Origin of the sequence: Streptomyces djakartensis, assembly GCF_014651075.1 — a bacterium.
In the GTDB taxonomy this organism is placed as follows: domain Bacteria; phylum Actinomycetota; class Actinomycetes; order Streptomycetales; family Streptomycetaceae; genus Streptomyces; species Streptomyces djakartensis.
In genome coordinates this window covers 83,183-104,114 of record NZ_BMWE01000003.1, presented here as the reverse complement: position 1 = coordinate 104,114, position 20,932 = coordinate 83,183, and the positions used below count along the sequence as shown (strand labels likewise).

Sequence of the window (20,932 nt, the reverse complement as noted above, 5' to 3'; positions counted from 1 at the left end):
CGGTCAGAAGACGACCAGTGCGCGGCCGCCCCTGCCCGCCAGCATGTTCTCGAAGGCCGCCGGGATGCCGTCCAGGGAGATCCGTTCCGTCACCAGGGCGCCCAGGTCGAGGCGGCCGTCCCGGATGTGGCCGGCCAGCACGGGGAGGTCCCGCGCGGGGTCGGAGTCGCCGTAGACGCAGCCGGAGAGGGTGCGGCCCCAGTGGAAGATCTCCAGGGCGTTGAAGGTGACCTGCTGGTCCTTGCCGCCGATGCCGACGACCGTGGTGCGGCCGCCGCGGCGGGTGGAGTCCCAGGCCGTACGGATGGTGACCGCGCGCCCGGCGCACTCCACGGCCACGTCGACGCCCTGCTTGCCGGTGAGGCCGCGGATCTCGCGGGCGGTGGTGTCGGACGCGACGAGGTAGTCGGTGGCGCCGGCCGTCCGGGCCAGTTCCTCCTTCTCGGCGGACACGTCCACCGCGATGATCTTCGAGGCGCCCGCGATCCGGGCCGCCTGGACGGCCGCGAGCCCCACTCCCCCGACACCGAACACCGCGACCGTCTCGCCCTGCCGGACCCGGGCCGAGTGGTGGACGGCGCCGTAGCCGGTGAGGACGGCGCAGCCGAGGAGGGCCGCGTCGGTGAGCGGGACGCCGTCGGGGACGGGCTGGACGCAGGACGCCTTGACCACGGTCTCCTCGGCGAACGCGGCGACGTTCAGGCCGGGGTGGAGGTCGGTGCCCTCGGTGGTACGGGCGTAGACGTCCGCGGCGCCGTTCAGGGCGTTGGCGCACAGCCACACCTCGCCGAGCGAGCAGGCGTGGCAGGCCCCGCAGGACGGGGCCCAGTTGAGGACGACCCCGTCGCCGGGCGCGACACGGGTGACGCCCTCGCCGACGGCGACGACCGTGCCGGCGCCCTCATGGCCGAGGACGGCGGGGACGGGCACGCGCATGGTGCCGTTGGACAGGGACAGGTCGGAGTGGCAGACCCCGGCGGCGGCGAGCCGGACGCGCACCTGGCCGGGTCCGGGGTCGGGCAGGTCGATGCCGGTGATCTCCAGCGGGGAGCCGACGGCGGGCAGGACGGCGGCGCGGACAGCCATGACGGAAGGAACTCCCCTGGGACTAGAACTGGAGGGACTTGGTCTGGAGGTACTCGGCCAGGCCGTGCGCGCCCAGCTCGCGGCCCACACCGGACTGCTTGTAGCCGCCGAAGGGGGCGAGCGGGTTGAAGCGGCCGCCGTTGATGTCGACCTGGCCGGTGTCCATGCGGCGGGCGAAGGCCACCGCCTCGGCCTCGTCACCGGCCCACACGGCTCCGGACAGTCCGTAGACGGTGCCGTTGGCGATCCGCAGGGCGTCCTCCTCGTCCTCGTAGCGGAGGATCGACAGGACCGGGCCGAAGATCTCCTCCTGCGCGATGGTCATGTCCGGGGTGACATCGGCGAACACGGTCGGGCTGACGAAGTAGCCCGTCTCGCGCGGTGCCTCGGGGCCGCCGGCGACCAGACGCGCGCCTTCGGCGACGCCCTTCTCGATGTAGCCGCGCACCCGGGCCTGCTGCTTCGCGTTGACGACCGGGCCGATGCGGTCGCCGTACTTGGCGGCGGCGGTGGCGGCGAGTTCGACGGCCTCGTCGTACTGGTCGCGGTGGACCAGCATCCGGGTCCAGGCGCTGCACGTCTGCCCGGAGTTGGACATGACGTTGGCGACGCCGACGCCCACGGCCTTGGCCAGGTCCGCGGTCGGCAGGATGACGTTGGCGGACTTGCCGCCGAGTTCGAGGGCCACCTTCTTGACGGCCCCGGCGGCGATCGCGGCGATCCGCCGGCCGACCGCCGTGGAGCCGGTGAAGGAGACCAGGTCGACGTCCCCGTGCTCGGCGAGGGCCTGCCCGGCGACCGGGCCGAGGCCGGTGACCAGGTTGAAGACACCCGCCGGGACCCCGGCCTCGTGCACCGCGTCGGCGAAGAGGCGGGCCACCAGCGGGGTGTCCTCGGCGGGCTTCACGACGATCGTGCAGCCCGCCGCGAGGGCCGGGGCGACCTTGGCGACGATCTGGTGCAGCGGGTAGTTCCAGGGCGTGATCGCGGCCACCACGCCGACCGGCTCGTGGTGCACGACCGAGTTGCCGGTCTTCTCCTCGAAGGCGTACGTCGCCGCCAGGTCGGCGTAGGAACCGGCGACCGCGATCGGCACGGCGGCGTGGACGGCCTGCGAGAACTTCAGCGGTGAGCCGAGCTCGGCGGTGACCGTCTCGGCGATCTCGTCCGCGCGGGCCACGAGGACGTCCCGGAGGGCGGAGAGGCGGGCGGCTCGCTCGGCCGGCGGGGTCGCGGCCCAGGCCGGGAGGGCGGCGCGGGCTGCCCGTACGGCGTTGTCGACGTCCTCGGCGGTGCCCGCCGGGACCGTGCCGATGACCTGCTCGTCGGCCGGGTTCACGACCTCGATCACATCCTGGCCGGCGGCGGGGCGCCAGACGCCCCCTATGTACATGCCGTCGTGTGCCTTCATCGCGCTTCCTCCGGGGCGGGGCGTCGTCGTCCGGCACATAAACTAGCGACGATAGTTTTCTGACGCCAGACGCCCCGGTGACTCGAACGGATCCCGGCCATCACAGCACGGTGCGGGCCCCGCCGAGGTGTGTGGCTCCTCACTGGGTGCCGGTGAGATGGGCGAAGACCACGAGGTTCCCGGAGTAGCCCTTCCTGCGGTCGTAGGTGCCGGTGCAGGTGATCAGGCGCAGCTCGGGGCGGTCTCGGGCGCCGTACACCTCCTGGCTCGGGAAGTTCGCCTTCTCGTACTTCTTGATCCTGTCGACGGTGTAGACGGCGGTCCGCGCGTCGGCGCGGCGGACCTGGACGATGCTGCCGGGTTCCAGCTCGGTCAGCCCCGCGAACACGGCGGGACCGCGGTCGGTGTCGAGATGCCCGACGGCCACGGCGGTGCCCTGCCCGCCGGGCGGGGCGCCGTGCCGGTACCAGCCGACCAGCTCGGGTTCGTTCTCCGGGGGTGCGGTGAGCCGGTGGTCGCGGTCGAGGCCGAGGTCTTCGACCGGGGCGTCGAGACTGAGGTGGGGGATGAGCAGACGGGTGGCCCGGGAGGGGGGCAGCGGGCGGGGCGACCGTGCGGTGGGGGCGGCGGCGTCGTTCGCCTCGGGGCCGGCGACCGGCGGAGGCTTGGAGGGCCGGGACCCGGGGGTCTCGGGGCCACGGGCGGTGGTCGCGGCCGTACGGGACGTGGGCGCCGTGGGCGTGCCCGTGTGGGGGCCGGTCGCGTGGGAGGGGCTCGGCCGGGCGGGGGCGCCGGTCGAGCCTCCCGGAAGGGCAGCGGCACCCGCGGCGGGACTCGGCGGCAGTGCCGTGGCCGCCCTGCCGGGTTCGCCGCCCCTGTCCCAGCAGACCACGGCCGCCAGCAACGACCCGGCCACCACGATCGTCCGCGTCAGCCGGTAGGCCCGCGTCCGGTACCAGGGCCGGCGGAACCGCCGACGCCGCGCCTTCGAAGCGGTGACGCGCCCGGCCCCGGCCCCACGTCGCACCCCGGCAGCGGGAACCGTCCCGGACCCGGCCCCACGTCGCACCCCGGCAGCGGGAACCGTCCCGGACCCGGCCCCACGTCGCACCCCGGCAGCGGTATCCGTCCCGGACCCGGCTCCACGTCGCACCCCCGGAACGCCGGGGACGCGGGCTCCGGCGACGCGCCGCACCACCGGGGCACCGGCGCTTACCCGGTCCGGCCCCTGCCGCACCACGGCGGCAGCACCGGAGCGTGACCCCCTCCCGCGTCGGCTCCCCGGATCAGCAGCGGCTCCCGCGCCGCCACGCCGTGCCGGAACCGCGGCGGGACCCGCCCCACCGCCACGCCGGACCGACGGCACGCCGCCGGAACCGGACGCCGCCCCGCGCCGCGCCACCGAGCCGGCCCCCGTCCCATGACCGGCTCCACGCCCGGTCACCGAGCCGTCCCCGTAGCCGGCTCCGCGCCGAACCACCGAGCCGGCGCCGGACCCGAGACCAGCCTCACGCCACGCCCCACCACAGCGGCGCGGTACGCGGAACGCGGCCTACGCCGCGCCATCGGAGCGGCGGCGGAGCCGGAACCAGACCGCCCCGGCGACGGCGGCCAGCCCCACGGCGGCGGCGCCGGTGACCGGAGTAAGTGCTTCGGCGCGGGCGATGCCGCCACCGCCCGCCGGCGCGGGGCCGCTCGGAGTGATGGCCGTCGGCGTGGGCCCGGGATCCGGGCAGTCGACCTGGAACAGCTTGAACTTGCCGGCTCCGTTGGCCCGGTCGGTGAGCCAGGTCAGTTTGTACTGCCCGTCGGGAAGGTCGATGAGCCGACTGCGGCCCGCGCCGGTCCCGTCGAGGGTGACGGAGCCGCTCTCGGCCGGCACCTCCGACAGGGTCTGGACGGTCCAGTTGACCGTCTCGCCCGCCTGGAAGTCGAACGCTGCGAGGTAGAAGTCGCAGACTCTCGAATCGTTGCTGCGGCTGGCGGCGGGCGTGTCGCGGGCGTGGATCATGACGTCCCCGTTGTCCCCGGGAGCGGCGGCGGCGGGCACCGCGCTCAGGGTGGTCCCTGTGAGGGTCAGGGCAGCGAGAACGGCCGTGCGGGTGCCGGCGCGGCGCACCAGGGGTACGAGGGGCATGGACATGGCTCTCCAAGTCAGATGATTGTCATACAAACATCTCGTCACCTGACTATGTGTCACCTACCGTCCGGAAACGCCGGAGCAGCGCCCTCGACGCGTCAGCTGTCGCTCTTCCGGCCCAACGCGCTTCCGTCCGGGCGGGGTTCGGCGTGCCCCCCGTTCGCCTCACCGGCCTCGGCCCCCTCGGCCCCCTCGGCCTCCTGGGTACGCGCCTCATCCGGCTTTCCCCTCGACCGCACCGCCACCCCGGACGACAGCAGCAACAGCACCCCCAGCATCACGAACGGCGCCGCCACACCCGCGACCCCGGCGATGAGCCCCGCAGCGGCCGGCGCGGCGACCTGGCCGAGCCGGTTGCCGGTCAGGCGCAGGGCCAGGGCCGTGGAACGGGCGTCGTCGGGAGCGGCCTGGACGACCGTCGTCATCGACAGCGGCTGCCCGACGCCGAGGCAGAAGCCGAGCAGCGTCAGCAGCAGGCCGAGTGCCCACACCGGCACCGGCAGGGCGATGCCCGCGCACAGCAGGGCGGCCAGCAGACAGGTCACCGTGAGCAGCACGGTCCGGCCGAGCAGCCGCAGCAGGGGCGTCAGGACCAGGCGGCAGGCGATGGTGGCCGCCGCGCGCAGGCTGAGCAGGACGCCGATCACGGACGGCGCGATACCCCGGTGCTCACCGACCACCGGAAGGTAGGCGGTGAGGATGTCGGTCGCGGACAGCACGGCGAGGCTGATGAGGATGCCGGCCGGCACGCCCCGGGTGCGCAGGATGCCCCGGACCGGAACGCGGTCGCCCTTGCCCGCCCGGGAGGTGGCTGCCGTGCTCCGGTGCTCGATGCGCCACAGCGAGGTGAGCGCGACCGCCGCGACCGCGCCCGCGACGACCAGCGCGAGCGCGCTGGTGCCCGTCATGTCCTGGCCGCCGATCAGCGCGCCGGCGGCGATCGGGCCGATCAGCTGGCCGAGCGCGGCCCCGATGGTGAAGTGGCCGAAGTTGCGGTCCTGATCGTGCGGCTCCGACTGGCGGGCGACGAGGGACTGGGAACCGATGACGAAGCAGAGATGGCCGAGCCCCATCACCCCGCTCCACAGGGCCATCGCCCACAGGGAGTCCGCTACGCCGCTCAGCGCGCAGCCGCCGGATATCAGGATCACGCCGACGGGCAGCAGGGGCGCGCAGCGGCCGTGGTCGGTACGACGACCGAGGGGGACGGCGGCGAACAACGGCAGCAGCGCGTACACACCGGCGATCACACCGACCGCACGCTCGTCCGCGCCCAGCGCGAGGGCCCGGTAGGAGACGGCGGGCCGGGCCATGGACACCGCCGCCTGCGCGAAGCTGAAGGCGATGACGAGGCGGAGCAGCCAGCCGCGGTTCCCACCGGGCCTCACAATGTCCTCCACGAGAACGGTCGAACGGTCAGATGATGCCGAACAGCATGCCTGCCCCGAGGATGACGAGGCATGTGAGGGCGGCCCACTTCACCACGAACTTCGTGTGGTCGCCGAACTCCACCTTGGCCATGCCGACCAGGACGTAGACGGCGGGGACGAGCGGGCTGGACATGTGCAGCGGCTGGCCGACCAGCGAGGCGCGGGCCATCTCCACCGGGGAGACACCGTGCGCCGCGCCCGCCTCGGCGAGGACGGGGAGGACGCCGAAGTAGAAGCCGTCGTTCGACATGAAGTACGTCAGGGGCAGGCTCAGCACACCGGTGACCATCGCCATGTGCGGGCCCATGCCCGCGGGGATGACGTCCACCATCCACTTGGCCATGTTGTCGACCATGCCGGTGCCCTGGAGGACGCCGGTGAAGACGGCGGCGGCGAAGACCATGCCGGCGACGTTCAGGACGTTGTCGGCGTGGGCGGCCAGGCGGGCCTTCTGGTCGGGGATGCGCGGGAAGTTCACCGTGAGGGCGAGCGCGGCACCGATCAGGAACAGCACCGGGATCGGCAGCCACTCCATGATCATGGCGGTGAGCAGCGTGACCGTGAGCAGCGCGTTGAACCAGTAGAGCTTGGGGCGCAGGGTGGGCCGGTTCGGGTCGAGACCCTGGAAGCCGCCCTCGTCCCGGGCGTCGTCCTCGGGGGTGTCCGTTCCGGAGCCCGCGGCGCCCGTGGCGCCCTTGCGCATGTCGACCTTGCCGTCGCCGGAGCCGCCGCCGGCTCCCACCAGAACCGTCTCGGTCTCCTTCTCCTCCTCCAGCACGTCGTCCAGCGTCAGCACGCCCAGCCGCCGGCGCTCACGCACGCCGAGCACGTAGGACAGGACGAACACGAAGGCCAGTCCGACCAGGAGCGCCGGGATCATCGGGACGAAGATCTCGCTGGCGTCGAGCTTGAGCGCGGTCGCGGCGCGGGCGGTCGGGCCGCCCCACGGGAGCGTGTTCATCACGCCGTTGGCCATGGCGGCGACACCGGTCATCACGACCAGGCTCATCTTCAGGCGCTTGTACAGCGGGTACATCGCCGAGACGGTGATCATGAAGGTGGTGGAGCCGTCGCCGTCCAGCGAGACGATGGACGCGAGCAGGGCGGTGCCCACGACGATGCGCATCGGGTCGGCTTTGCAGAATTTGAGGATGCCTCGGACGATCGGGTCGAAGAGACCGACGTCGATCATGACACCGAAGTAGACGATCGCGAACATGAGCATCGCCGCGGTGGGGGCGAGGTCGGTCACGCCGTCGAGGACGTAGTCGCCGAGGTTGGCGCCCTTACCGACGAACACGCAGAACAGCGCGGGAATCAGCACGAGCGCCGCGATCGGCGACATCTTCTTCATCATGATCAGGACCAGGAAGGTCGCGATCATGGCGAAGCCGAGGATGGTCAACATGAGTGGATACCTAACGTTCGCCCTTGAACATCCCACCAGGGCCGGCGGTTCCCGAGACGTTAGGTCCCGTCAAGCAGCGTTAACAAGACGTTGACGTGCGAGCAATAAGCGCAAAACTGCTGGTCACAGCTTTGCTCAGGTCAGGGGCATGAGCTTTTCGGCCGCGGGGGCGCATTCGACGGGCACGCCGTTGAGGACCGCGTTGCCCGACAGCGGATCGAGCATCCGGCCGTCGAGGAGCTGGTTGACGTTGACGCCGGGGTCCGTGGCGGCGTGGCTGAGGCGGGTTCCGGGACGGTCGTGGCCCCAGCCGTGCGGCAGGCTCACGACACCGCGCCGGATCGCGTCGGTGACCTCTGCCGGTGCGGTCACCTCTCCCCCGGCACCCTTGACCCGGACCGGCTCCCCGTCCCGCACGCCGAGCCGTTCGGCGTCCTCGGGGTGGATGTGCAGGGTGCAGCGGTTGGAGCCGCCGGTGAGGGCGGGCACATTGTGCATCCAGCTGTTGTTGGAGCGCAGGTGACGGCGGCCGACCAGGACCAGTCCCGCGGGGCGTTCGGTGAGGGCGGCGCGCAGTCGGGGCAGGTCGGCCGCGATCGGCCCGGGCAGCAGCTCCACCTTGCCGCTCCTGGTCTTCAGCGGTCCCGGCAGCCGGGGCCGCAGCGGCCCGAGGTCGATGCCGTGCGGGTGCGCCAGCAGCTTCCGCAGGTTCAGCCCGTCCGGCCGTACGCCGAAGCCGTCACCGTAGGGGCCGAGGCGCAGCATCATGTCGAGCCGTCGCTCGGGGCCGTTGTCGCCGGTGAGCTGTGCGGCGAGCTCGCGCGGGTCGCGGCCGCGCACGGGCGAGTGTTCCTCCTTGACCGCCTTGCCGAGCGTCTGGTCGATGACCATCTGGTCGACGGCGGCGGGATCGGCACCGTGCATGCCCGTCACGGCGAGGATCAGCCGGGCCAGGATCTCCGTCTCGGCCATGCGGCCGGGTTCCAGCGGGACCGCGGGGCGGGTGTAGCGGACCTGGTTGCGTACGGCGAGGGTGTTGAAGGCGAAGTCGTGGTGGGGGCTCTGCGACGGCGGGGGCGGGGGCAGGACCACGTCGGCGTGGCGCGAGGTCTCGTTGAGGTACGGGTCGACGCTGACCATGAAGTCGAGCGAGTCGAGCGCCTTGTCGAGCCGGTCGCCGTCGGGTGCGGACAGCACCGGGTTGGCGGCGATGGCGAGGAGCGCGCGCACCGGCTCGCCCTCCTCGGTCGCGGTGTCGATCTCCTCGGCCAGGGCGGAGAGGGGCAGCTCGCCCTTGGCCTCCGGGTGCCGGCTCACCCGGGAGTGCCAGCGGCCGAGGGCGAATCCGCGGCCGGGTCCGGCGGGGCGCGGGGTCCGGTCGGTGGCGGCCTGCGGGAAGAGCGCGCCGCCGGGCCGGTCGAGGTTGCCGGTGAGGATGTTCAGGACGTCGACGAGCCAGCTGGCCAGGGTGCCGTGCGGGACGGTGCAGCTGCCGATGCGGCCGTATACGGCGGCGGTGGGGGCGGCGGCGAGGTCACGGGCGAGGGTGCGGATGAGGCCGGCCTCGACGTCACAGGCCCCGGCGACGGCTTCGGGGGTGAACTCCCGCAGGGCGTCGGAGAGTTCGTCGGCGCCCTGCGCGTGGGGGGACGGCTCGACGAGGCCCTCGTCGAAGAGTGTGCGTGCCATCGCCGCCAGCAGCAGCGCGTCGGTGCCGGGCCGCACGGCGATGTGCCGGTCGGCGAGCTTCGCGGTGCGGGTGCGCCGCGGGTCGATGACGACGAGTGTGCCGCCCCTGGCCTTGAGGGCCTTCAGCTTGCCCGGGAAGTCGGGGGCGGTGCACAGGCTGCCGTTGGACTCCAGGGGGTTGGCGCCGATGAGGAGCAGATGGTCGGTGCGGTCGAGGTCGGGCACGGGGATGGCGTTCGCGTCGCCGTAGAGCAGTCCGCTGGAGACGTGCTTGGGCATCTGGTCGACGGTGGAGGCGGTGAAGACACTGCGGGTGCCGAGCCCGGCGAGCAGCACCGGCGGGTAGAGACCGCCGGCCATGGTGTGCACGTTGGGGTTGCCGAGGACGACCCCGACGGAGTGCGGGCCGTACCGCTCCACGACGGGCCGGATGCCGGCGGCGACCGCGTCGAAGGCTTCCTCCCAGGTGGCCTCGCGCAGTTCGCCGTCCCGGCGCACGAGCGGGGTGCGCAGCCGGTCGGGGTCGGAGTCGACGGCTCCGAAGGAAGCGCCCTTGGGGCAGATGAACCCCTGGCTGAACACGTCGTCGCGGTCACCGCGGGCGTGGGTGACGCGTGTCCCCTCGATGGTGAGCGTGAGGCCGCAGGTGGCCTCGCACAGGGGACAGATACGCAGGGCGGTGCGGGACACGGGTCCTCCCGGGGGCGGCGGCTGCGGCAGACGCGCGGACGCGGAGAGCATACCGACCGGTATGCACCGCGCGGGAGCCCCTGAGGGCCGGGAAGTCGCCGGCCCGGGCCGCAGGCCCTCAGTCGAGCACCCGCCCCAGATAGGCCCGCAGCATCTGCCGCATCTCCTCGATGACCTTGCGGTCCCCGTCCGGCGCGACCCGGAACGCCAGGTGCACCAGGGTGTCGGCGGTCTCGACGGCGACGAGGAAGACACGGCGCAGCTCCTCGTCGGGCTCGCGACCGAGATAGCCGGAGAGGAGGCCGGTGAGGCGGTCGGCGACCAGGTGATTGGGTTCGGTGCGGGACCCGACCGGGATCTGGTTGCCGAAGTCGACGAGGGAGAAGCCCGGGGCGGAGCGCTTCATCTCCAGGTACTCGTCGAGCACGACGTCCATGGCCACCCGCCAGTCCCCCGCCCCGGCATCGGCCAGGCGCCGGGTGACGCGTGCGGAGTACCGCTCGAGGTTGCGCTGGGCCAGGGCGTCGGCCATCTGCCGCTTGTTGCCGAAGAAGCGGTAGACCGAGCCGATGGGGACTCCGGCCCGTTGGGCGACGGCGCGGGTGCTCAGCGCGTCGTAGCCGACCTCGTCGAGGAGGTCGGCGCAGGCGTCGAGGATCCTGGTCAGGCGTTCGGCACTGCGCCGCTGCACGGGCGCACGACGGAGCGATGTCGCTTGGGGCACGGGCTTCATGATGCCTTTCCGGCGCGGTCCGGTGAACCTCGCCCCCCGGCCCGCCGCCGCGCGTCCGTGGCCTGCGGCGGCGACTGGCGCCGGACGTCCGCGCCCGACGCCGGGCCCGGCCCGGGCGCGGACGCGGTGATGTCGGCCGTGTTCTCCACGGGTGCGCCGTCCACCGCCCACACCGTCCCGTCGTCGGCGTGGAGGCGGGCCGTGACGTGGTGGGTGCCGCGCGGCACCAGTCGGCCCGCGAGACGGTACTCGGGCGTGCGGAGCCGGGCGACGAGACGGCCGTCGACGTAGAGGTGCGCGAGACCGCGTCCGGCCACCGCGCGGCCCGCCGCCCCGGCCGGCGAGAAGCGGAACCTCCGCACGGTCAGCCGTACCTCCCAGCCGCCGCCGGTGTCCGGCTGGACCTCGATGCCGACGCCGGGGGCGCTCTCCTGCTCCACCTCACGGTAGGCGCGCCCGTCCGTGCCGCGGCCCTCCGGCAGTCCGCCCACCGGCGTGGGCGACACCGCGTCCTCCCCGGTGCCCCCGGAGCCGCAGCCCGCGGATCCGGCCAGGAGGACACAGACCGCGAGCGCGGCGTGAAATCCCCGCGTCCATGACATGCCGGGAGCGTAGAACGCTCGTCCGGTTCGGCGGATCGTCCTGAAGTCGGGTTCCCGGTCCTCCGTCGAGAGGATGAGCCCCGGAGCGCGCGTCCCCCTTGCGTCGCGGAAATCGCAATCCTACGGTGTCGCATAGGAATCGGACCGCAAGGGAGCAGCGATCATGGGCGATGGGGGTATCACCCGCGCGAGCGCGTTCGAGCGCGACGGAGCGCGGAAGACCGCCGAAGGGCTGACCTATCTCTCCGGCTTCGGCAACGAGCACAGCTCCGAGGCCGTCCCGGGCGCGCTGCCCGTGGGCCGCAACTCGCCCCAGCGGGCCCCGCTCGGGCTGTACGCGGAACAGCTGAGCGGCACGGCGTTCACCGAGCCCCGGGCGCACAACCGCCGCTCGTGGCTGTACCGGATCCGCCCCTCGGCCGCGCACCCGGCGTTCACCCGGATCCCCAACGGCACGGTCGCCACCGCTCCCTTCACCCAGGCCGTGCCCGACCCCAACCGCCTTCGCTGGAGCCCCCTTCCCGACCCGGCCCCCGGAACCGACTGGCTGGCCGGCCTGTGGACCCTGGGCGGCAACGGCGACGCGACCCAGCGCACCGGCGTCGCCGTGCATCTGTACACCGCCAACGCCTCGATGGACCGGGTGTTCAGCGACGCCGACGGCGAGCTGCTGATCGTCCCGGAGCGCGGCGGGCTGCTGCTGCGCACCGAGTTCGGTCTGCTCCACGCGGAGCCGGGCCATGTCGCACTCGTCCCGCGTGGGGTCCGCTTCCGTGTGGAGCTCCTCGACGAGTCGGCCCGCGGCTATGTGTGCGAGAACTACGGCGCCCCCTTCCGCCTGCCGGACCTGGGTCCGATCGGCGCGAACGGACTCGCCAACGCCCGGGACTTCTGCGCCCCGGTCGCCGCCTACGAGGACGTCGAGGGCCCGGTGGAGGTGGTGAACAAGTTCTGCGGCAACCTCTGGACGGCCACCTACGACCACTCCCCGCTCGATGTCGTCGCCTGGCACGGCAACCATGTGCCGTACGTCTACGACCTGCGCCGGTTCAACGCCCTCGGCACCATCACCTACGACCACCCGGACCCGTCGATCTTCACGGTGCTGACGTCCCCGTCGGACACCCCGGGACTGGCGGGCGTGGACTTCGTGGTGTTCGCGCCGCGCTGGCTGGTGGGCGAGGACACCTTCCGGCCGCCGTACTTCCACCGGAACGTGATGAGCGAGTACATGGGGCTGATCGAAGGCGCGTACGACGCGAAAGCGGAAGGGTTCCTCCCGGGCGGCGGCTCGCTGCACAACATGATGTCGGCGCACGGCCCCGACCGGGAGACCTTCGACCGTGCGAGCTCCGCCGAACTGAAGCCGCAGAAGCTCGACGACGGCCTGGCGTTCATGTTCGAGACCCGCTGGCCCCTGACCCTGACGCCGCACGCCGCCGGGGCGGAGAACCTGCAACCGCGCTACGACGACGTCTGGCGGGGCCTGGAGCGGCACTTCAACCCCTTGCACTGATCATTTCCCAACCGGTACGGATGACCCGTGACCTCCTTCGCCCCGGACTCGATCGTCCTGAACCGCAAGCTGCCGCTCTGGTATCAGGTGTCGCAGTCGCTGCGCGCCTCGATCCTCGGCCGCTCGCCCCAGGACCCGCTGCGCCTGCCCACCGAGGAGCAGCTGGCCGGGCACTACGGCGTGAGCGTGCTGACCATGCGGCAGGCGCTGAAGGAGCTGGAGGAGGAGGGGCTGATCACGCGCCACCGGCGCCGCGGCACCTTCATCGAGCCGCATGCGCGGCGGGGCTCCCCGGTCCGCCTGCTGGGCTCGGTGGACGCGATCGTGGCACAGCAGTCCGGCATGACGACGGAACTGCTGGACCACGGCTGCGCCCCGGTACCCGGCGAACTCGCCGAGTTCTTCCCGGATGTGCCCGAGGTGGCGACGTACCACCGGCTGCGCGGCGACGAGCGGACCGGGGAGCCGACGAATCACGCCCGCAACTACGTCCGTCCCGAACTGGCCGCGAGGATCGACCTCGGCGACCTCGTCCGGTGGCCCATGACGAAAGTGCTGCGGGACGTGGTCGGGGCGGACATCGGCCGGATCACGGACACCGTGGAGGCGCGGCTGGCCGACCCGGAGACGGCGAAGCTGCTCCAGGTGCCGCTGCTCAGCCCGATCCTGCACTACACGGGCATCACCTACGACGCCGGGGGCAGGCCCCTGGACGTGGCCGTCATCCAGTACCGGGGGGACCGCTTCTCCTTCACGGTGACGCTCGAAGCCACCTGACCCGCGGGCCGGAGCCACACCGTACGATGCCCAGCGTGACGCACGACGACGCTCCGCCGCTGGCGGATCTCATGCCGTGGTCCGTCGCACCGCCGCGGCTCGGCCGCGGGTGGCCGGCGGGCCCCGATCCGGCGTCCCTGAAGGCCCGCTGGGAAGCCTTGGTGAAGGCCGAGGGGCCCGACCGTGAGGCCCTGTTCGAGCCGAGCCGTTCACGCGGTCTGACCACGGCGGTCGGCCAGTTGCCCGGTCAGAACGGCAGCGGCACGGAGAAACTGGTCCGCGCCTCGGGCCCCTGCCCGGAGCCGGTGCGTGTGCTGTACGCGCCCTTCGACGAGCAGTGGCTGATCCCCGACCAACGGCTGATCGACGCACCCCGCCCGGAGCTGTGGCGAGTGGCGGACGGGCGGCAGGCATTCGTGGTGGAGGCGCCCGAAGGCCTCCTGGTCACCTCACTGCTGCCGCTGCTCCGCCCCGGCCGCGTCCGTCCGCTGTTCCGGCGCCCGGGCGGTCGGGAACCGAACCTGGCGCCCGGGCTGCTGGAGCACCTCGGCGCCCGCCTGGGCAGCACCCCGACGCCGCTGGACGTACTGGCGTGGATCACGGCGACGGCCCGCCCGGACCTCACGGTTCCCCTCACCGGCGACGCCGGGGCGTGGGAACGGGGCCTCGAACTGGGTCACCGGCTGCTGTGGCTGATGCGCCGCGACGGCGATCGCCCGAAGCTCCCCGGCGGCCGCCGGCCCTACGTCCGTGCCCCGCTGCCCTCCCGGCCGGTGGCGCTGCGCTACGACCGGGACGAGGAGGCGCTGTTCCTGGACGAGGGCCGTATCTCCCCGGTGCCGCCGGAGGCCTGGGACTTCGAGGTGGGCGGGGTGCGCGTCCTGCAGGAGTGGTTCGCGACCCGCGTCGCCGCCCCCGAGCCGGGCACACTGGCGGCGATCCGTCCCGCCACCTGGCCCCAGGCCTGGACATCGGAGCTGCTGGAGCTGATCACCGTCCTCGCGCTCCTCGCGGAACTGCGCCCCTTGGAAGAGCCGGACATCGCCGACCCGGTCACGGCCGCGGACCTGCGCACGGCGGGCGTCCTCCCGGTGCCGGGCACGGCCCGCCGCCCCGCGTCGGTACTGGAGGGTCCCGAGGAGGGCCCGGAGGGTCAACTGGCGCTGCTCTAGCGCAGATCGGGGTCGAAGGCGTCCAGGATCCGTTCGAGGGCGCGCCGGAACACCGCCTCCAGGTCGACGGGGCCGCTCTGCTCCGTGAAGGCCGCGGTCATCCGGGGATACGCGCCGGTGGCGATCTGGCTGCCCAGGTAGGCCATGCGGACCGCGTTCTCCTCCTCCGCCGACCACGGCATCGCGCGGGCGCGTTCGGCGGTCGCGATCTCGTTGCCCGTGTACGTCGTCACCACTCCGTTGAGCAGCGCGATCAGCTCCGTCTTCGTGCCGGCCGGCACGTCGAGCGGTTCGAGGCAGGCCAGGCAGTGCTCCAGATAGCGCAGGGTGTTGGGGCTGAAGCCGAACACCCCCGGCATCAGGCGCGGCACCCAGGTGTGGCGGTGCATGATGGCGCGCGTCTCCTCGGCGTTGCGGAGCATGTCCGCGCGCCAGTCGCCCGTGGGCTCGAACATCTCGTGCTCGGCGCCGACGGCGTCGATCATCAGCTCGTACAGGTCCTCCTTGCGGGGGACGTAGTTGTACAGCGACATCGTGCCGCAGCCCAGCTCCGCGGCGACGTGCCGCATGGTGACCCCGTCCAGCCCCTGCGCGTCCGCGATCCGCACGGCCGCCGCCGCGATGTCGGCGCGGGTGAACGCCGGTTTCGGCCCACGGCCGGTGCGCTCGGGGCGCGCCCAGATCACCTCGGGTACGGCCGCTCGGCCTGCCATCGATCATCACCTCGGCCACCATCCTAGTTACGTACAGCGTACGTAGTGCGCTATGGTCGTGCCATGACTTCTACGTACGCTGTACTTAGTGAAGGTCTGGAGAAGCGCTTCGGGGAGGTCCGTGCCCTGCGCGGGCTCGACCTGGCGGTCCCCGAGGGGTCGGTCTGCGGGATCCTCGGGCCGAACGGGGCGGGCAAGACCACGGCGGTACGGCTGCTGACCACGCTGCTGCGGCCGGACGCCGGCTCGGCCCGGGTCGCGGGGCACGACCTCGTCCGCGAGGCCGCCGCCGTACGCGAGAGGATCAGCGTCACCGGGCAGGGCACCTCGATCGACGAGGACCTCACCGGACGCCAGAACCTCCGGCTGTTCGGCCGGCTGCACCGGGTGCGCGGCCCGGCCGGACGGACCGCGGAGCTCCTCGACCGCTTCGGTCTGACCGAGGCCGCCGACCGCCCCGCGTCCACCTGGTCCGGCGGCATGCGCCGCCGCCTGGACCTCGCGGCGAGCCTGGTCCGCCGCCCCGACGTGCTGTTCCTGGACGAGCCGACGACCGGCCTCGACCCGGTCAGCCGCACGCTCATATGGGACGTGGTGCGCGGTCTGACCGCCGAGGGCACGACGGTGCTGCTCACCACGCAGTACCTGGAGGAGGCCGACCAACTGGCCGACGACATCGCCCTGGTGGACCGGGGCCGGGTCACCCACACCGGGTCTCCGGCGCAGCTCAAGTCGCTGGTCGGGGCGCACGCCGAGGTCGTCGTGCCGGACACGGACACCCTTGCGAGGGCGGCGGCCGTGCTCGACCGGCTGACGGGCGCGCAGCCGTCGTTCGACCACGAGCGCAACGCCGTCGGCGCGGTCAGCAAGGACCCGACGCTCACGATCCCGCTGCTGGTGCGTGCCCTGGACACGGCGGGCGTGCCGCTGCTCGACGTGAGCCTGCGTCCGCCGACCCTCGACGACGTGTTCCTGCGCCTGACGGAGACCACGCCGCCCGAGACGACCGGGGCGACCGGGACGACCGACGAGAAGGAGCGTGCCGCATGAGCATGCTGGCGTACCACGGGACCGCGATGCTGGGCCGCCAGCTGCTGCGGCTGCGGAACAACCCGGGCCTGCTGATCCTCACCCAGACCATGCCGATCAGCATGCTGCTGTTCTTCGGCTACGTCTTCGGCAGCGCGCTGGCGGTACCGGGCGAGGCGTACCGGTCGTTCCTCGTGCCGGGCCTGCTGGTGGCGACCGCCTCGGGCGGGATCATGGCAGGCATGTTCCAGGCGGCCCAGGACACGCACCGGGGCGTGACGAACCGCTTCCGCACGCTACCGATGAGCCGGGCGGCCGTACCGCTGGGGCAGGCCGCCGCGGACCTGGTGGCCACCGCTGTCGGGACGGTGCCGTTCCTGCTGGTGGGCCTCGCGGTGGGCTGGCGGGTCGAGGGGAGCGCGCTCGAAGCGGTGGGGGCGCTCGCGCTGCTGATGCTGTTCCGCTTCGCCTGCACCTGGGCCGGGATCTACCTCGGCCTGCTCACCCGCAACGAGGAGGCGGCCGGCCAACTGGGCGGGGCGACGTTCCTGCTGCCGCTGCTGTCCAGCGCGTACATCCCGGCCGACGGACTGCCGGGCTGGCTGCGGACGGTCGCCGAGTGGAATCCGATCAGCGCGGTGGCGACGGCCCTGCGGGACCTGTTCGGCAACGCGCCGGTGCCCGACGGGGCGGCCTGGCCGGTGGCCCACCCCGTCGCGGGGTCTGTCGTGTGGTGCGCCGTGCTGCTCGGGGTGTTCGTGCCGCTGGCCGTGCGTCAGTACGCACACGGCGAGCGCTGAACGGGCGTCCGCTGCCGCGGACGTCGCCCCCGGTCACTGCCGGGCGGGGAGAGGCACCGACAGGGGGCGTACCGCGCTCGGGAACACTCCTGGCGCCGCTGCGTACCGCGGGGATGACGGACGACGAGTGCGCGGCGCCGCACCAGGACGGTGCGACCGCCCGAGCGCGGGCCCCTACCTGCCGCCGAACAACGAACGGCGCAGTCGGCGCAGCGGCGCGAAGAGCGAGACGCGGCGCACGCGCGCACCCCTGCCACTGCGGTCGTGCGGCCGGCGCGCGGTCAGTTCGCGCATCAGCGATGTCGCCTCGACCGTCTCCCGCTGCGGGACGGCGGGTCCCGCCAGCACCGAGAGGTGGCGGTCGAGACGCGAACTGGTCGCGCCGCTACCGCACGTGATCGCAGGGACCCTGGCCCTGCTGCGCACTGTTATCTGTTCCATGTCACTCCCCACCCGTACGAGTCCACCCGGCCCGGGCAGGTTAACCCTATCGTCCCGTCCGGGCACACGTGTATCGCGGTCACAGGATTCACCTTCCCCGTAAGGGGGTTGACGATGTATCTCCGATCACTCTCCGAATCCGACAGATTTCAGGGCGAGTTGGACGATGGGCTGGGAGGTCGGCTGCGGGGACCCCCCGGCGGGCTCAACGGTTACTGCCAGTGACGTGGCCGAGGTGCCGAGACCGGTGGCGACCAGCGGCGTGTCGCCCTGGAAGAGCCCCAGTGAGCGCGGTTGCGCGCCCGGGCGCATCAGCCACAGCTGGTGCACTCGGCCGCCCGGCGGGGCGTTGTATCCGCCGAGGGTGACCACCGCGCTCCCCTCCGTCGCGGAAGCGATCACTCCGATCGTGCGCCCCCGTCCGTCCCGGCCGTTGCTCGCACGGGCGTCCGGGGCCGACAGAACGTGGGCGATCTCACGTGACCGGTCCCGCTCGGCGGTCAGTTCGTCCCGGGCCTGGTTCGCCTGCACGGCGAACAGCGAGGCGACGACGAGGGCCGCGGCGGCGGTGGCCGTGGCGAAGGGCGCGAACAGCGGGAACCGGCGCCGTATCCGCTGCCGCGGCGGCGGTTGCGCGCCCCACACGTGCGGCGGCAGCTGGGTCGCACGCGCGCGTACCGGTCCGCGTGCCGCGTCCTGCGGTGCCGGGTCCTGCGGCGTCGTCCGTACGGCGGCCATGACCCGGTCGCGCATCGCGGCCGGGGCCGGGGCGGCCGTGGACCAGGCGAGCCGGACGGCGTCCTCGGACAGGGCGCGCACCTCGGCGGTACAGCGGTCGCAGTCCTTCATGTGCCTCTCGAAGCGGATTCGCTCCGCGGGTTCCAGGGCGTCGAGCGCGTAGGGGGCGGCGAGCGAGTGCGGGTCCTCGCGGCGCAGGAGGCTCATGCCACCCCTCCCAGGCACTCGCGCATCCGGGTCAGGCCGTCCCGCATCCGTGTCTTGACGGTGCCCAGCGGCAGGGAGAGCTGCTCGGCCACCTCACGGTACGTGTAGCCCTCGTAGTAGGCGAGGGTGACCGACTGGCGCTGCAGGACCGTGAGCCGGTCCAGGCAGCGGCGCACCCACTCGCGTTCCAGGCCGGCCTCGACCTCCTCGGTGACCATGTCGAAGGCCGGCTGGTTCGCCCGGAGCGCCTCGCGCTGCTCGCGCTCGCCGGCCGCGCGGGCGCTGCGCACCCGGTCGACGGCGCGGCGGTGGGCGAGGGTGAGGATCCACGACATCGCGCTGCCCCGGCCCGGGTCGAACTTGGCGGCCGACCGCCACAGTTCGAGGAGCACCTCCTGCGCCACCTCCTCCGACTGGGCGGGGTCGCGCACCACACGCCGTACGAGCCCGAACACCGGTCCGGACACCAGCCCGTACAAGTCCTCGAAGGCCTTCTGGTTCCCCTCGGCCACGAGCGGCAGCAGCTCGTCCGCCTCCACTCGGTCCCCCTCTCCCAGGCCACACCGAGCCTGTCCCCTCACACGAGGCATTCGCAACGCACACACCTCCGGATGGGGTTACGGATCAGCGCGCGGAAAACGCGGGTCTCCGACGATGAAACAACTTTTCAGATGGTCCGTAAGAACGTTTGAGATTCGACCAATCCACTCTGCCGACCGCTCCGAATGGCGTGTGTCAGGCAAGTTGGCACGGAGGACGGACGGCATGACACCTAACCCCAGGACCGGTGCGGGACGCAGGAGCATCGCGACCGCGATATGTGGCGCGCTGGCCGCCGGCGGGCTCACGGCCGCCGGTGTGGCCGCGTTGGCACCTGAGGAGGCCTCCGCCTCCAGCCACCGGGAGGCCCCGCTCATCTCGGGCACCCCGCAGTTCGACAACACGGACGTGTACGCGTTCGTCAGCCCGGACAAGCCGGACACGACGACCATCATCGCGAACTGGATCCCCTTCGAGGAACCGGCCGGCGGCCCCAACTTCTTCACGTTCGCCGAGGACGCCCAGTACGACCTGCGCATCGACAGCAACGGTGACGCGAAGGAAGACCTGCTGTTCCGGTACACGTTCAAGACCCACACGAAGAACGACAAGACGTTCCTCTACAACACGGGCCCGGTCGAGAGCCTCGACGACCCCGACCTCAACATCACGCAGACCTACGACCTCGAGCTGATCAAGCTGCGCGACCTGAAGGCGGTGTCGAAGACCAAGGTCGCCGACGACGTCCCGGTGGCGCCCTCGAACGTCGGCAAGGCGTCGATGCCGGACTACAACACCCTGCGCAAGCAGGCTGTCCACAAGCTCGCCGGGGGTGCCCAGACGTTCGCGGGGCAGGCCGACGACCCGTTCTTCCTCGACCTGCGCGTCTTCGACCTGCTGTACGGGGGGAACCTCTCCGAGGTCGGCAACGACACCCTGAAGGGCTACAACGTCAACTCGATCGCCCTCCAGGTCCCCAACAGCTTCATCACCGAGTCGCACGAGCAGCCGGTCGTCGGCATCTGGTCGACGACGCAGCGCAAGAACGCCAAGGGCTACTTCACGCAGGTCTCGCGTCTGGGCAACCCGCTGGTCAACGAGGTCGTCAACCCGCTGAAGGACAAGGACAAGTTCAACGCGTCCACGCCGCGGGACGACGCCCAGTTCCTGGAGAACGTCACCAACCCGGAGCTGCCGAAGCTCATCGAGGCGATCTACAAGATCCCGGCCCCGGCCGAGCCGCGCAACGATCTGGTCGACGTGTTCCTCAAGGGCGTCAAGGACCTCAACCAGCCGCCGCACGTGACGCCGTCGGAGCAGCTGCGGCTCAACACGTCCATCAAGCCGGCCGCCAAGCCCAAGCGGCTGGGTGTCCTGGACGGTGACACCGCGGGCTTCCCGAACGGGCGGCGGCTGACCGACGACGTGATCGACGCGTCGCTCCAGGTCGTCGAGGGTGAGCTGCTCGGCGCCAAGAACGACCTCGGTGACGCGGTCAACGAGAACGACAAGAAGTTCGGCAAGTCCTTCCCGTACCTGGCCAACCCGACCGAGGGTTCGCGCGGCCCGCTCGCCAAGGGCGTGAGCGGCGGCAACGACGTCCGCAGCCAGCTGGGCGACGCGCTGCAGCCGGCGGGCGCGCAGGGCGGCTCGGACGACATGCGCCTGATCGCCGCGTCCGCCGGAGCCGGAGCGGGCGGCATCGTCCTGATCGGCGCGGCCCTGATGTGGTGGCGCCGCATGCGGAACCGGGCGTACTGACCCGCTCCGCTCCCACCGACCGGCGCGGTCCGTTACCCCGTCCCCCACG

At 72.5% G+C, this 20,932-nt stretch carries 19 protein-coding genes; 6 read left to right on the top strand and 13 right to left on the bottom strand.

Features of this window, described 5'->3' with window-relative positions; genetic code table 11:
- Positions 1-3 precede the first annotated feature (3 nt).
- The 9 genes from IE212_RS06300 to IE212_RS06260 all read right to left on the bottom strand — a co-directional run bounded on the left by IE212_RS06300 (position 4) and on the right by IE212_RS06260 (position 11,189).
- Positions 4-1,086 (bottom strand): Zn-dependent alcohol dehydrogenase, encoded by a 1,083-nt coding sequence (locus IE212_RS06300; protein WP_190196709.1) that lies wholly within the window; start codon positions 1,084-1,086, stop codon positions 4-6.
- A 22-nt stretch (positions 1,087-1,108) separates the two neighbouring features.
- Positions 1,109-2,497 carry an aldehyde dehydrogenase family protein gene (locus IE212_RS06295; protein WP_190196708.1) on the bottom strand — a complete coding sequence of 463 codons (1,389 nt, stop codon included), beginning with the start codon at positions 2,495-2,497 and terminating at the stop codon, positions 1,109-1,111.
- A gap of 139 nt (positions 2,498-2,636) precedes the next feature.
- Positions 2,637-3,524, bottom strand: coding sequence for a class F sortase (locus IE212_RS06290; protein WP_229864100.1), 888 nt, complete (start codon positions 3,522-3,524; stop codon positions 2,637-2,639).
- A gap of 525 nt (positions 3,525-4,049) precedes the next feature.
- Positions 4,050-4,634 (bottom strand): hypothetical protein, encoded by a 585-nt coding sequence (locus tag IE212_RS06285; RefSeq protein WP_229864098.1) that lies wholly within the window; start codon positions 4,632-4,634, stop codon positions 4,050-4,052.
- A 101-nt stretch (positions 4,635-4,735) separates the two neighbouring features.
- The gene (locus IE212_RS06280) at positions 4,736-6,025 is read right to left on the bottom strand and encodes an MFS transporter (protein WP_229864119.1); all 1,290 of its coding nucleotides are present in this window, start codon (positions 6,023-6,025) and stop codon (positions 4,736-4,738) included.
- Positions 6,026-6,053: 28 nt separating this feature from the next.
- The gene (locus IE212_RS06275) at positions 6,054-7,475 is read right to left on the bottom strand and encodes a CitMHS family transporter (RefSeq protein WP_190196706.1); all 1,422 of its coding nucleotides are present in this window, start codon (positions 7,473-7,475) and stop codon (positions 6,054-6,056) included.
- Positions 7,476-7,610: 135 nt separating this feature from the next.
- Positions 7,611-9,854 carry a molybdopterin oxidoreductase family protein gene (locus IE212_RS06270; RefSeq protein WP_190196705.1) on the bottom strand — a complete coding sequence of 748 codons (2,244 nt, stop codon included), beginning with the start codon at positions 9,852-9,854 and terminating at the stop codon, positions 7,611-7,613.
- Between the two features lie 118 nt (positions 9,855-9,972).
- Positions 9,973-10,587, bottom strand: coding sequence for a TetR/AcrR family transcriptional regulator (locus IE212_RS06265; RefSeq protein WP_190196704.1), 615 nt, complete (start codon positions 10,585-10,587; stop codon positions 9,973-9,975).
- Positions 10,584-11,189 (bottom strand): hypothetical protein, encoded by a 606-nt coding sequence (locus IE212_RS06260; RefSeq protein ID WP_190196703.1) that lies wholly within the window; start codon positions 11,187-11,189, stop codon positions 10,584-10,586. Before IE212_RS06260 ends, IE212_RS06265 begins: the two co-directional genes overlap by 4 nt.
- 163 nt (positions 11,190-11,352) lie before the next feature.
- On the opposite strand from IE212_RS06260, the gene hmgA reads away from it, so the two are divergent.
- From hmgA to IE212_RS06245, 3 genes are read left to right on the top strand one after another with little or no spacing between them, the layout of a single operon-like run.
- On the top strand, positions 11,353-12,705 hold the full coding sequence (hmgA, locus tag IE212_RS06255) for a homogentisate 1,2-dioxygenase (RefSeq protein ID WP_190196702.1): 1,353 nt from the start codon (positions 11,353-11,355) through the stop codon (positions 12,703-12,705).
- Positions 12,706-12,732: 27 nt separating this feature from the next.
- Entirely contained in the window at positions 12,733-13,482 is a 750-nt protein-coding gene (locus IE212_RS06250; RefSeq protein WP_190196701.1) for a GntR family transcriptional regulator, read from the top strand.
- A 26-nt stretch (positions 13,483-13,508) separates the two neighbouring features.
- Complete coding sequence (locus IE212_RS06245) at positions 13,509-14,654, top strand: type ISP restriction/modification enzyme (protein ID WP_190196700.1); 1,146 nt, start codon at positions 13,509-13,511, stop codon at positions 14,652-14,654.
- On the opposite strand, the gene IE212_RS06240 is transcribed toward IE212_RS06245, so the two are convergent.
- Entirely contained in the window at positions 14,651-15,367 is a 717-nt protein-coding gene (locus tag IE212_RS06240; protein ID WP_190196699.1) for a TetR/AcrR family transcriptional regulator, read from the bottom strand. The genes IE212_RS06245 and IE212_RS06240 overlap by 4 nt on opposite strands.
- A gap of 63 nt (positions 15,368-15,430) precedes the next feature.
- Between IE212_RS06240 and IE212_RS06235 the strand changes: the two genes are divergently transcribed.
- Entirely contained in the window at positions 15,431-16,417 is a 987-nt protein-coding gene (locus IE212_RS06235) for an ATP-binding cassette domain-containing protein (RefSeq protein WP_190196698.1), read from the top strand.
- Positions 16,414-17,196, top strand: coding sequence for an ABC transporter permease (locus IE212_RS06230; protein ID WP_190196697.1), 783 nt, complete (start codon positions 16,414-16,416; stop codon positions 17,194-17,196). The genes IE212_RS06235 and IE212_RS06230 overlap by 4 nt, the downstream gene beginning before the upstream one ends.
- Before the next feature lie 174 nt (positions 17,197-17,370).
- Here the strand turns inward: IE212_RS06230 and IE212_RS06225 are convergent, their stop codons facing one another.
- The 3 genes from IE212_RS06225 to IE212_RS06215 all read right to left on the bottom strand — a co-directional run bounded on the left by IE212_RS06225 (position 17,371) and on the right by IE212_RS06215 (position 19,121).
- Positions 17,371-17,637 carry a hypothetical protein gene (locus IE212_RS06225; protein ID WP_190196696.1) on the bottom strand — a complete coding sequence of 89 codons (267 nt, stop codon included), beginning with the start codon at positions 17,635-17,637 and terminating at the stop codon, positions 17,371-17,373.
- Between the two features lie 126 nt (positions 17,638-17,763).
- The gene (locus tag IE212_RS06220; protein WP_190196695.1) at positions 17,764-18,582 is read right to left on the bottom strand and encodes an anti-sigma factor; all 819 of its coding nucleotides are present in this window, start codon (positions 18,580-18,582) and stop codon (positions 17,764-17,766) included.
- Entirely contained in the window at positions 18,579-19,121 is a 543-nt protein-coding gene (locus IE212_RS06215; protein ID WP_190196694.1) for a sigma-70 family RNA polymerase sigma factor, read from the bottom strand. Before IE212_RS06215 ends, IE212_RS06220 begins: the two co-directional genes overlap by 4 nt.
- 226 nt (positions 19,122-19,347) lie before the next feature.
- Here IE212_RS06215 and IE212_RS06210 point away from each other — a divergent pair, with 226 nt between their 5' ends.
- Positions 19,348-20,883 (top strand): DUF4331 domain-containing protein, encoded by a 1,536-nt coding sequence (locus IE212_RS06210; protein WP_190196693.1) that lies wholly within the window; start codon positions 19,348-19,350, stop codon positions 20,881-20,883.
- Positions 20,884-20,932: the final 49 nt, after the last annotated feature.